At 67.9% G+C, this 11,415-nt stretch carries 12 protein-coding genes; 6 read left to right on the top strand and 6 right to left on the bottom strand.

Annotation, left to right across the window (positions count from 1 at the left end; translation table 11 throughout):
• Positions 1 to 59: 59 nt before the first annotated feature.
• The 5 genes from ASD21_RS04780 to ASD21_RS23805 all read left to right on the top strand — a co-directional run bounded on the left by ASD21_RS04780 (position 60) and on the right by ASD21_RS23805 (position 4,825).
• A complete protein-coding gene (locus ASD21_RS04780) occupies positions 60 to 761 on the top strand; it encodes a TetR/AcrR family transcriptional regulator (protein ID WP_056437537.1) in 702 nt (233 codons plus the stop codon).
• A 40-nt stretch (positions 762 to 801) separates the two neighbouring features.
• Positions 802 to 2,076, top strand: coding sequence for a D-arabinono-1,4-lactone oxidase (locus ASD21_RS04775; protein WP_056437534.1), 1,275 nt, complete (start codon positions 802 to 804; stop codon positions 2,074 to 2,076).
• Positions 2,077 to 2,098: 22 nt separating this feature from the next.
• Positions 2,099 to 3,250 carry a DSD1 family PLP-dependent enzyme gene (locus ASD21_RS04770; RefSeq protein ID WP_056437531.1) on the top strand — a complete coding sequence of 384 codons (1,152 nt, stop codon included), beginning with the start codon at positions 2,099 to 2,101 and terminating at the stop codon, positions 3,248 to 3,250.
• Between the two features lie 127 nt (positions 3,251 to 3,377).
• Positions 3,378 to 4,151 (top strand): DUF2092 domain-containing protein, encoded by a 774-nt coding sequence (locus ASD21_RS04765; RefSeq protein WP_056437528.1) that lies wholly within the window; start codon positions 3,378 to 3,380, stop codon positions 4,149 to 4,151.
• A gap of 8 nt (positions 4,152 to 4,159) precedes the next feature.
• Positions 4,160 to 4,825 carry a hypothetical protein gene (locus ASD21_RS23805; protein WP_056437525.1) on the top strand — a complete coding sequence of 222 codons (666 nt, stop codon included), beginning with the start codon at positions 4,160 to 4,162 and terminating at the stop codon, positions 4,823 to 4,825.
• A gap of 12 nt (positions 4,826 to 4,837) precedes the next feature.
• Here ASD21_RS23805 and ASD21_RS04755 read toward each other — a convergent pair whose 3' ends face one another.
• The gene (locus ASD21_RS04755) at positions 4,838 to 5,455 is read right to left on the bottom strand and encodes a flavin reductase family protein (RefSeq protein ID WP_056437523.1); all 618 of its coding nucleotides are present in this window, start codon (positions 5,453 to 5,455) and stop codon (positions 4,838 to 4,840) included.
• A gap of 131 nt (positions 5,456 to 5,586) precedes the next feature.
• On the opposite strand from ASD21_RS04755, the gene ASD21_RS04750 reads away from it, so the two are divergent.
• Positions 5,587 to 6,951, top strand: a complete 1,365-nt coding sequence (locus tag ASD21_RS04750; protein ID WP_056437520.1) for an alginate export family protein — start codon at positions 5,587 to 5,589, stop codon at positions 6,949 to 6,951.
• Here ASD21_RS04750 and ASD21_RS04745 read toward each other — a convergent pair.
• From ASD21_RS04745 to ASD21_RS04725, 5 genes are all read right to left on the bottom strand, one after another.
• Positions 6,936 to 7,640: a sigma-70 family RNA polymerase sigma factor gene (locus ASD21_RS04745; RefSeq protein WP_056437517.1), complete on the bottom strand. Its 705-nt coding sequence runs from the start codon at positions 7,638 to 7,640 to the stop codon at positions 6,936 to 6,938. The genes ASD21_RS04750 and ASD21_RS04745 overlap by 16 nt on opposite strands.
• A gap of 58 nt (positions 7,641 to 7,698) precedes the next feature.
• Positions 7,699 to 8,352 (bottom strand): MarC family protein, encoded by a 654-nt coding sequence (locus tag ASD21_RS04740; RefSeq protein ID WP_056437514.1) that lies wholly within the window; start codon positions 8,350 to 8,352, stop codon positions 7,699 to 7,701.
• A 57-nt stretch (positions 8,353 to 8,409) separates the two neighbouring features.
• On the bottom strand, positions 8,410 to 9,000 hold the full coding sequence (locus ASD21_RS04735) for a DUF4136 domain-containing protein (protein WP_162250206.1): 591 nt from the start codon (positions 8,998 to 9,000) through the stop codon (positions 8,410 to 8,412).
• Between the two features lie 214 nt (positions 9,001 to 9,214).
• The gene (locus tag ASD21_RS04730) at positions 9,215 to 10,753 is read right to left on the bottom strand and encodes an arylsulfatase (protein ID WP_056437507.1); all 1,539 of its coding nucleotides are present in this window, start codon (positions 10,751 to 10,753) and stop codon (positions 9,215 to 9,217) included.
• A 275-nt stretch (positions 10,754 to 11,028) separates the two neighbouring features.
• Positions 11,029 to 11,415, bottom strand: a complete 387-nt coding sequence (locus ASD21_RS04725) for a DUF1622 domain-containing protein (protein WP_056437504.1) — start codon at positions 11,413 to 11,415, stop codon at positions 11,029 to 11,031.

The raw sequence follows: 11,415 nt of genomic DNA, 5'->3' as shown, positions 1-11,415 counted from the left end.
TCTAGTTCAGGAGAGACTTGCCGGACTGGCTCGCCAGACCGGCTTGAAGGAGAAGCACCATGCCGAAGGCGACGGCCCAGAAGATCGCCAGCCCCGACATCGCGCTGGACGCCAAGCTTCAGCCGACCCAGGCCCGCGGGCAGGACACCTACGAGATCGTTCTGGCCACGGCCGGCGAGATGTTGCGCGAGACCGGCTTCGAACAGCTGACCACCAACGCCATCTGCAAGCGCGCAGGCCTGACTCCGCCGGCCCTCTACCGCTACTTCCCCAACAAGTACGCGATCCTCAAGGAGCTGGGCGACCGGCTGATGAAGGCCCAGGACGAACGGGTCTTCGCCTGGATCGAGGCCGGCGGACTGGACGCCGACACCGCCGCCGAGCGCGTCGAGAAGAACGCGGTCATGATGACCGAGATGATCGAGCTGACGCGCCGGTTCCCGGGCGGCGCGGCGATCGGCCGAGCGCTGCGCGCCGTGCCCATGCTGCAGCAGCTGCGCTTCGCCTCGCGCGACATGGTCGCCGAGCAGTTCGGCGAGATTCTCAAGGCGCGATACCCGGGCGCGTCCGAAGCGCGGGTGCGGCTGGCCATGCGGATGATGGTCGAACTGACCTATTCGGCCACCGAGATGGCCGTCGAGGATCCCAACCAGGACGCCCTGGCCCTCAGCCGCGAGGTCTGCCTGCTGTTCGAGCGCTATTTCGACACCTTCGGCGATCCGTCGCTGGTTCCCTGGAACGACATGTTGCAAGAACAGTAGTTTTTACTATCATCCCTGGATCGCGAACGGGGAGATGCGGATGACGGGGTGGAGCAATTGGTCGGGCAGCGTCGCGGCCTCCCCTCGCCTGATCGCCAGGCCGCGCAACGCCGGTGAACTGGCCTCGCTGGTCGCACAGGCCAGCAAGGTCCGCGTGGTCGGCGCGGGCCACTCGTTCATGCCGCTGTGCGAGACCAGCGACCTGTTGCTGAACCTGACCGACTACGAAGGCGCGGTCGAGATCGCGCCGGATCGCAAGACGGTCTGGGCCCCGGCCGGCTGGAGCCTGAAGAGGCTGACGGCGGCCCTGTGGGCGCAGGGCCTGTCGCTGATCAATCAGGGCGACATCAATCCACAGTCCCTGGCCGGCGCCATCTCGACCGGAACCCACGGCACCGGCGCGGAGCTGGGCAGCCTGTCGACCCAGGCCTGCGGCTTCCGGCTGATGACCGCCGACGGCGCGATCGTCGAGTGCGGGCCAGACCAGCATCCTGAACTCTACGAGGCCCAACGCCTGTCGCTCGGCCTGCTGGGCGTCGCCGTCGAAATCAGGATCCACGTCGTTCCCGCCTACCACCTGGAGGAACGGGTCGAGCGCCGGCCGCTGGCCGAGGTCGCCGAGCGCCTGGACGAGCTGGCCGCCGCCACGCGCCACATGGAGTTCTTCGTCTTTCCCTATTCGGACGATGTGATCTTCAAGACCCTGCACCCCGTCGAGATCGAGGAGCCCGGCCAACCGGCCAGGGAGATCGGCGAGGACAGCGAAGCCACCTTCAAGACGATCTGCGACATCTGCGCCGCCGTGCCGATCCTCACCCCGCCGCTGCAGCGTCTGATGATGCGCATGATGGGCAAGTCCAGCCGCCGCGCCGGCCCGGCCCATGAGATCTTTCCCTCCGAGCGGAACATCCGCTTCGAGGAAATGGAGTACGAGCTGCCGCGCGCCGCCGGCCTGCCGACCTTGCGGGCGGCCATCGCCCACATCCGCAAGCGCCGCCTGCCGATCACCTTCCCGTTCGAGTTCCGCCTGGCGGCCGGCGACGACATCTGGATGAGCCCGTTCAACGCCGGTCCCGGCGCCTCGATCTCGTTCCACCAGTACGCCAAGATGCCCTGGCGGCTGGTCTTCGCCGAGATGGAGACCGTGCTGCGCGACGGCGCGGGCCGCCCGCACTGGGCCAAGCGCCACACGCTGACGACCGCCGACGTGCACCGGCTCTATCCGCGCGCCGGGAACTTCCTCAAGGTGCGCCAGGCCTGGGATCCGACCGGTAAGTTCGCCAATACTCACCTGACGCAACTTTTCGGCCTCTGACGGGCCCCCTGACGGAAACGCCATGACCGACCAAGATCTGCACGCCGGCCTGATCGGCGCCCCCGGCTCGCGCCGCGAGCTCAACACTCCGGTGCTGGTGATCGACCGCCCGGCCCTGGAGCGCAACATCGTCCGGATGGCGGAGTTCGCGGCGAGCAAGGGCGTTAAGCTGCGGCCTCACGCCAAGACCCACAAGAGCGTCGACATCGCCAGGCTGCAGATCGCGGCCGGGGCCGTGGGCCTGTGCTGCGCCAAGATCGGCGAGGCCGAGGCCCTGGCCGAGGGCGGGGTGTCGACCGGTCTGCTGATCACCTCGCCGGTGGTCTCGGCCTCGGCCGTCGCCCGGCTGATCGCGCTGAACGCCGTGACCACCGACCTGATGGTGGTGGCCGACAACCCGGTCAACGTCGCCGCCCTGGGCCAGGCCGCCGCGACCGCCGGCAAGCTGCTGAAGGTGGTCATCGACCTGGATCCGGGCATCCACCGCACCGGCGTGGCCTCGCCCGAGGCGGCGGTCGCCTTGCTGCAGGCGATCCAGGCCCAGCCCGGCCTGATCTATGCCGGCCTGCAGTGCTATTGCGGCATGCAGCAGCACATCGAGAACTTCGCCGACCGCAAGGCCAATCTCGAGGATCGCGGGGCCTATATCCGCTCGGTGATCGAGGCCCTGACCGCCGCCGGCGGTCCGCCGCCGATCGTCTCGGGTTCGGGCACCGGATCGCATCGGATCGACGCGGAGCTGAACATCTTCACCGAGTTCCAGGTCGGCTCGTACGTGTTCATGGACGGCCAGTACCTGGTCTGCGACATCGCCGGGGACGGGGCGGACGAGAGCCCGTACGAGGCCTCGCTGCTGATCGACGCGCGGGTGGTCAGCGCCAACACCCCGGGCATGGTCACGGTCGACGCCGGCTTCAAGGCGCTGTCGACCGACGCCGAACCGCCCTCGGTGGTGGGCGGGGCGCCGGCCGGGTCGCGCTATTTCTTCATGGGCGACGAGCACGGCGCGATCCTGCCGCCGCCCGGAACGACGCCGCCCGGCCTGGACGATCGCGTGATCCTGGGCGCACCGCACTGCGATCCGACCGTGAATCTCTACGACACGTACCATGTGGTCGACGGCGACACCCTGGTGGCGCTGTGGCCGGTCTCGGCGCGGGGACGTTCGCGGTAGGGCCCCCGGAGGGGCTTCGGACATGAGGATTCTGGACGCCCCCAGCTAGGGCAAACGCTCTATACCCACCGCACGCCCTCCAAGCCCATCCTGCCGGCCTTCAAGGACAAGGCCGGAGGCCAGACCCATGAGCGTGCTTCGAAAGATTCTGGCCGGCTCTATCGCGCTGCCGCTCGCGATCGGGCTCGGCGCGGCGGCCCATGCCCAGGCAAAGGCCGCGCCCGCGACAAAGCCAGACGCCGACGCCCTGGCGGCGCTCAACAAGATGGGCGCGGCGTTGCGGGCCCTGACGGCGTTCACGATCACCGCCGACGTCACGACCGAACAGGTCCTCGAGAACGGCCAGAAGCTGCAATACGGGGGCGATGTGAGGATCGAGGCCCAGCGGCCCGGCGCGTTCAAGATCTCCACGAAGTCCGAGCGTCAGGAACGGGAGATCTATTACGACGGCAAGTCGCTGACCGTGTTCGCGCCGACGATCGGCTACTACGCCTCGGTTCCCGCGCCCTCGACCATCGGCGCGACCCTCGACTACGTCAGCGACAAGTACGGCGTCGAGGTCCCGCTGGCCGACCTGTTCTCCCTGGGCGTGGATCCGGCCCTGACCGCCAAGATCCAGTCGGGCTTCGACGTCGGCCCGGCGACGGTCGATGGAAAGAAGTGCGAGCACTACGCCTTCCGCCAGAAGGAGGCCGACTGGCAGGTCTGGATCAGCTCGGACGGCCCCGCCCTGCCCTGCAAGATGGTGGTCACCACGACCCAGGATCCGGCCCAGCCGCAATACACGGCCGTCATGAAGTGGGAGTCCAGCGCTCCGCCCCAGGCGGCCTACACCTTCAACCCGCCCGCCAACGCACACCGCATCACCCTCGCCGACGCAAAGACGGGGAGCGCGAAATGAGGCCGTCCATGAACAAGCTCCAGAAGGCCCTGGTCATGACCGCGGCGATCGCCGTGCAAGGACTGGCGGTCCCGGGCACCACCCTCGCGGCCGATGTCTTCGCCGGCCAAAGCCTATTGCCCAAATCGGCTTCGACCGCCGAGTGCCAGCGGGGCGGACGCGGCGGCGGTGGAGGCGGAGGCGGCGGCGGCGGAGCCCGGGCCTCCGGCGGCGGAGCGTCCCGGCCTTCAGGCGGCGCCGCCGCCCGATCCTCGGGCGGAGCGGCTCGGTCCGGCGGCGGCGCTTCGGCTCAGAGGGCGCAGGCCGGCGGCGGCGCCAACAGCCGCAACGTGCGCAGCAACGCCAGTCAGAACGTCAACCGCGGCTCGAACGTCAACTCGAACCGGAACGTCAACCGCAACACCAACGTCAATCGCAACACCAACATCAACGTCAATGGCAACTACGGCGGCGGCTACGGCTACAACGACGGCTGGGACCATCACCCGATCGCGGCCGGCATGGCCATCGGCGCCGGCGCGGCCATCGTGGGCTCGATCGTCAACACCGTGCCGCCCAGTTGCACGACCGTGGTGAGCAACGGGGTCAGCTATTCGCAGTGCGGCAGCACCTGGTACGCGCCGCAGTATTCCGGGACGAACGTGCAATATGTCGTGGTCAACGCACCGTACTGAGCGCCGTCTGTTCTAGGCCGGCCGGCGCATCTGGAATTTGTGAGCCTCGCTGATCCCGAAATAGTCGGCGGGGCCGCCGGCGCGCAGGATCGGCTCGGCCGCCGCGGTGTCATAGACGCCGTCGACCAGCAGCGCCTTGTCGATATGGACCCTCACCACCTCGCCCAGGGTCAGCCAGGCGTCGACCGGCGCGCCGTCGGCGTCGGTCAGCCGGATCATCTGGGTCAGGCGGCATTCGAACGCCACGGGGCTTTCGGCGACGCGCGGGGCGATCACCCGCTCCGACGGCGCCGCCGTCAGTCCGGCCAGGGCGAACTCGTCGACATGATCGGGAACCGTCGCCGAGGTGGCGTTGACCGCCTGGGCCAACGGCCGCGTCGCCAGATTCCAGACGAACTGTCCGGTCTCCTCGATGTTGCGCACCGAGTCCTTCCAGCCCGTGCTCGAAAACCCGATGATCGGCGGGCGGTAGTTGAAGGCGTTGAAGAAGCTGTACGGCGCGAGGTTGCGGACGCCCGCGGCGCTGACCGTCGAGATCCAGCCGATCGGCCGCGGCGCGATGATGGCGTTCAACGGGTCGTGCTTCAGGCCATGGCCGGTCTTGGGGTCGTAGGAGTGGATCGCGGTCATGGGCGCCTCGTCTTGCCGAGGTCTGTCTTTAAGGCGCGGCGCCGGGGCCCGCCAGTCGTCGCCTCGGCTTCGGGTTTCGCCGTCCCGGGCTTCTGGTGCATCCTGATCGGCATTGCCGTCGGAGTTGTCGCGTGAAGCCTAGGACCGTCGCCCTCGCCCTGGCCGCCGCCCTCGTCATCGGCGACGTCGCCCATGCCGCCGACGCGCCGCCCTTCAAGCTGATCCGGTCGGACGAGAGCTACGCCTATCTGGCGGACAAGCCGGGCGCGGGCCTGGACGACCTGCGTTACATCCCGCTGGGACCGGACGCCTATCTGTCGCTGGGCGGCGAGGCCCGGCTGCGGGTGGACTCGTTCGACGCCCCGCGCTTCGGCGTCGCCGGCGCGCGGGCCGATCTCTATGGCCTGGGCCGGGCCCTGTTCAGCGCCGACCTGCACCTGGGCTCGCGGGTGCGGATCTATGGCCAGCTGGGCCTGCATCGTGACTTCGACAAGAAGGACCCGCCGGCCGTCAGCGATCGAAGCGACGTGGACGCCCAGGTGGCCTTCGTCGACGTGACGCCCGACGCCGACCGCCGCTGGCGGCTGCGCCTGGGCCGCCAGGAGATCGCCTTCAACGCGACCCAGCGCTTCGTCTCGGTGCGCGAGAGCCCCAACATCCGCCAGAGCTTCGATGGCGCGCGGGCGACCCGCCAGGCCGCTGATCTGCGGTTCGACGCCTTCTATGTCCGCCCGGTGACGATCCAGACCGGCGCCTTCGACGACAGCAGCAACCGCCAGCAACAGTTCTACGGCGTCTATGTTTCGAAGACGCTGAGCAAGGCCGTCTCGCTGGACCTCTACGCGCTCGAACTGGATCGCGACGGGGTCCGGTTCGGCGCGGTGCGCGGCGACGAGCGGCGGACCAGCTACGGCGCGCGGCTGGCCGGCAAGCGCGGCGCGATCGACTATGAGGTCGAGGGCGTGATCCAGGGCGGCCGGTTCGCCGGCCGCGACATCCAGGCCTGGGCCGGCAGCGTCGGCGGCGGCTACACCCTGGTCCGGCCCTGGTCGCCAAGATTGGGTCTGCGGTTCGACGCTGGTTCGGGCGACAAGGATCCCGACGACGGCGAGCTGGGGACCTTCAACCCGTTGTTTCCGAAGGGCAGCTATTTCAACGAAACGAGCCTGACCAGCTGGAGCAACCTGGTCGCTGTCCGTCCCAGCCTCGGCCTTGCGCCCAGCCGCGACGTCAGTCTCGAGCTGAGCTACCTGATGCGCTGGCGGCAGACGGGCGCGGACGCCGTCTACCTGCAGCCCTCGACCCCTCTGGCGCCCGTGGGCCCCAATCGATCGAAGGCCGTGGGCGACGCGCTTCAGCTGGACGCGACCTGGCTGGTCAGCCGTAATCTAAAGCTCCAGGGCCAACTGGTGCATCAATCGGCGGACGACGCCGTCAGGGCCCTGGGCGGACGCTCCGTCGACTTCGCGATGCTGATCGTTCAGGCTCGGTTCTGATCGATCCGGCTGGCGGACAGGCTCGACAGCTCAGCCATGATCAGCTGAGCCGCCAGCCAGGCGGGCTCGGCGTCGTGGGTCACCTCCCCGCTTTCCAGCAAGGACGCCAGCTTGGCTCTCGCCCGGCAGACGCGGCTCTTCATGGTGCCTTCGGGCACGTCGCACATCTCGGCCGCCTGCCGATGCGAGAAGCCGCCCGCCCCCACCAGGATCGTCGCCTCGCGCTGTTCGTCGCTCAAGGCGTTGAGGGCGTTGCGCAGGTCGTTGAGCATCAGGGACTGCACCTGGTCGGTGCCGACGGCCGGGATCTGGGCGCTCATGGCCGCGTCCAGGGGCGTCTCCCGCCAGACGCGACGGCGCTGGGAGTAGAAGTGGTTGCGCGCGATCTTCAGGATCCAGCCCTTGAAGTTCGTGCCGGGGGTGAACTGAGCCCGGTGCTGCCAGGCTTTCAGCAGCGCGTCCTGGGCCAGGTCGTCGCCTCTGGCCATGTCGCCGCACAGGCCGCGGGCGAACGAGCGAAGAACGGGAATGCTGGACACGACCAGCCGCCTGAAATCGTCCTCGTCGAGGGCCGCGGGCCGCTCGGCGGGGCGCGCGAAGCTGCGCGGCTCCGGCGCGACCTCGGCCTTCGAGCCGCTCCAGCGGGCGGAAGTCTCGCGAAGTTTCTCGGTCGGGCTGCGGTCCATCATCAGGAACTCCGATAGTCAGGCGTCAGTTGGGGTGCGTCGAGGCTGTGCGTGTCGATGGTCATAGCGGGGTCGAACGCCAGGGCATGCCGAGCGCGGCGATCAGGCCGCGAAGCATGAAGGTGACCCCGAGCGCCGCCTGCAGGATGCTGAACACCCAGCCCAGCACGCTCATGGCCGGCAATCCGACGGTGCGCATCACCGGGCCGGCGAAGATCATCCCGACGATGTTGAGCAGCATGATCACCACCAGGGCGACGGCGACGCCGCCCAGGCGGTTCTGATCCTCGGCCACGCCCACGAACAGCAGCAGGGCCACCACGCCCCAGGGCGTGATGATGCCGGGAATGGCCAGGGGCGAGATCACGACGCTGAGCGACCGTTGGGCGGCCGAACCGGCCGGCGGCGCCTCGGGCGGCGCGGGCGGCGCGAGCACGCTGGACAGGATCTTCAGCGAGCCGATCATCAGCAGGAAGCCGCCCGTGATGGTCAGGGCCTCGCGCGAGATTCGCCAATTCGTGGCCAGGGTCGATCCGACCACGGCGGCCGCCACCAGGATCGCGAACGCCAGGGCGGCGCTCTTGAGGGCAAGGCCGATCCGGGTCTTGCGGTCCAGTCCCTGAGTGACGCCATAGAAGGTCGGGATCAGCTTCAACGGGCCGAGCGTCAGGAAGAAGATCGCGAAGATGAAGCCTAGGTTGATGGGCGCGGCCATGGCGGTCTCGACTGATCCTGTTCGTGACAGAGCGGATAGCGTCGGCGTTCCGGCGGGCTAACCGGCCGGCGGCGCGCCGAGCGGCAGGGCCTTGACCATGTCGGCGATTATGGCGTTCAGCCCGTCCTGGGTGGCGTCCTTCTGGTCGACCCGTTTCTGCGAGGTGGCGCGCCAGGCCAGCTTGCCGCTGGCGGCGTCGACCAGGTCGAGCATCACTGCGCCCTCGGTGTAGTTGATCGAGCGGATGTCGACGTCCATCGGCGCGCCGTACATGCCCCAGCCATAGCCGCCGATGCAGCCGCGGACGCCGCAGGCCATGCCCGGATGCCCGCCCATGCTGCTGGCTGAATAGTCGGTCTTGTTCTGCAGGCCGACATGGTAGGCGACCAGGAGCTTGGCCTTGGACGGGTCGACCTGGGTGTAGCCCTTGGCGGCCAGGTTGGTGTCGATCGCGGTCCGGATGCGCTCGCGCATGATGTCGTTGTCGATGCGCGGATCACCGCTTCCCGACTGGACGGGCGCCCAGGCGTAGGTCGAGCCGGCCAGCGGCGTATTGCCGGTCAGAACCGAAACCTGGCCTCCGGGGCTTTCGCAGCCGACCAGCGGCAGGCAAACGGCGATGGCCGCCGCCAGAAGGGCTTTGGTCATGATCCTCGACGGCATCGGAGAGGCTCCTGCTCGACTCGACGCCCATGCCTTCGTGCGGCGCCGTTCGAACTTTCCGCCCGGCGCGTAAGGGCCTCAATCCGGTGAAACCCTGGCCATTGGGGGTAATGCCTTGAGTTGAGCGCGGCGCTCCACGGATCAAAAGAAAAGGTCGGCGGATTTCTCCGCCGACCTCGTCAAGCCGTCTGGGAAACGATCAGCCGCCGCCCTGCGCCTCGGACATCTTCGCGATCGCGTCATCGATGGTGAAGGTGTTGGGCTTCTGCACCGGCGGGAAGTCCTTGAAGGTGTCCGCGAACTGCGCGGCCAGGCCCCAGGCTCCGTACAGGATGTAGGCGTGGTAGAGATACCACTCGTAGTAACTGTTCGAGGTGACGTCGGCGAACTCGTAGGGATCGGTCCGCAAGTTGAAGATCTTGGGCAGTCGCAGCGGCGTGAACGGCTCGGCCCAGATCCGCATCGTGCCGACACAGCGCTGCTCCATGAACACGACCTTCCAGTTGTCGTACCGGACCGCCAGGATGTCGCCGTCGTCGCTGATATAGACGAACAGCTTGCGCGGGCTGTGCTCGACTTCGCCTGTCAGGTAGGGCAGCAGGTTCACGCCGTCGATGTGGTTCTTGTACTTCCGGCCGGCCGCCGTAACGCCCTTCTTGACCTTCTCGACGATGTCCGGATCGCCGGCGGCGGCCAGGAAGGTGGGCAGCCAGTCGTGGTGCTGGACGATCTCGTTGGAAACCACGCCGGCCTTGATCTTGCCGGGCCAGCGGATCAGCTCGGGAATGCGGAAGGCGCCTTCCCAGTTGGAGTTCTTCTCGCTGCGGAACGGGGTCATGCCGCCGTCCGGCCAGCTGTTGCGGTGAGGACCGTTGTCGGTCGAGTAGACCACGATGGTGTCCTCGGCCAAGCCCAGCTGATCGAGCAGGTCCAGCATCTGGCCGACGTTCTTGTCATGGTCGATCATGGTGTCGTGATAGGGCGACTGCCAGCGGCCGGCCTGGCCCAGGCTCGACTTCTTCGTGTGCGTGAACATGTGCATGTGCGTGGTGTTCAGCCAGACGAAGAACGGCTTGTCGTCGGCCTTCTGGCGCTTGATGAAGTCGCTGGCGTGCTCGACGAACTCGTCGTCGCAGGTCTCCATTCGCGCCTTGGTCAGCGGGCCGGTCTCTTCGATCCTCTGCTTGCCGACCTTGCCCCAGCGCTCGTGGGTGGTGGGGTCGTCGACATCGGTCGCCCAGCTGTGGACGACGCCGCGCGGACCGTTCTTCTTCTTGAAGTTCGGGAAGTCCTCGTCCGGATAGTAGTCGTACATCTCCGGCTCTTCCTCGGCGTTGAGGTGATAGAGGTTGCCGAAGAACTCGTCGAACCCGTGGTTGGTGGGCAGCATGTGGTTCAGGTCGCCCAGGTGGTTCTTGCCGAACTGGCCGGTGGCGTAGCCCTGTTCCTTCAGCAGCGCGGCGATGGTGACCAGCTTGTCGTTCATGCCGACGGGCGCGGCCGGGGCGCCGACCTTCGACAGGCCGGTGCGCAGCACGCTTTGCCCCGTGATGAACGACGAACGCCCGGCGGTGCAGGACTGCTCGCCGTAGCTGTCGGTGAACATCATGCCTTCGCGGGCGATGCGGTCGATGTTGGGCGTCTGGTAGCCCATCAGGCCGTGCGAATAGCAGCTGAGGTTGCTGATCCCGATGTCGTCGCCCCAGATCACGAGGATGTTGGGTTTTCCTTTGGGCATGATGGTGCTCCGCGGTCGCGCCTCATGACACGAGGCGGCGCAAGATCATCACGCCTCCGAGGGGGGGAATATCGACGGGACTACCCGCTTGGCCCGCCAGTTCACCCTAGTCCTTCGAGGGGTTGCACCCGGGTCGTCACGGCTTGGTCGCGAACACGGTCTTCCAGTCGCTCTTCATGCTGAGGACCGTCCAGCCGCGCGCGCCGGCCTCGTCCAGGGCCTCGTCCGGCCGGCCGATCTCCGACTGCCGGTCACGAGCGCGCTGAGCGGCGCGCTCATGACCTGGGCCTCTCGTCCTTCACCCGCCCCTCCTCCGGCCCCTCGGCGGCGGGGGCGAACTCCTCCATGTCCCGTTCCAGGAAGTAGTTCAGACCGGTGCGGATGAAGGCGATCGCCGCCAGGCGTCCGATGTCGTCCCAGGTCGGCGCGATCGCCGTGCGGACGATGTCGGCGGCCAGGGCGAATTCGAGCGCCAGGACGATCCAGCGCGCGAACTGGGCCCAGAGGTCCCGCCGCGCCTGACGTGACGATCCGCTTCGGCCGACCGTGACGCGGGCGCCCTGAACCAGGGTTTCCACCATGCCGACCGCGATGCAGAGCACCGAACACAGCTCCGCGGCGAGCGCGACGTAGTTGGCGCATTCTCGCAGCAGCACTTCCAT

It is taken from the genome of Caulobacter sp. Root1455 (assembly GCF_001426905.1).
GTDB lineage: Bacteria > Pseudomonadota > Alphaproteobacteria > Caulobacterales > Caulobacteraceae > Caulobacter.
Note: the sequence above shows the minus strand (reverse complement) of the source record. Positions and strands in the feature narration are given on the sequence as shown.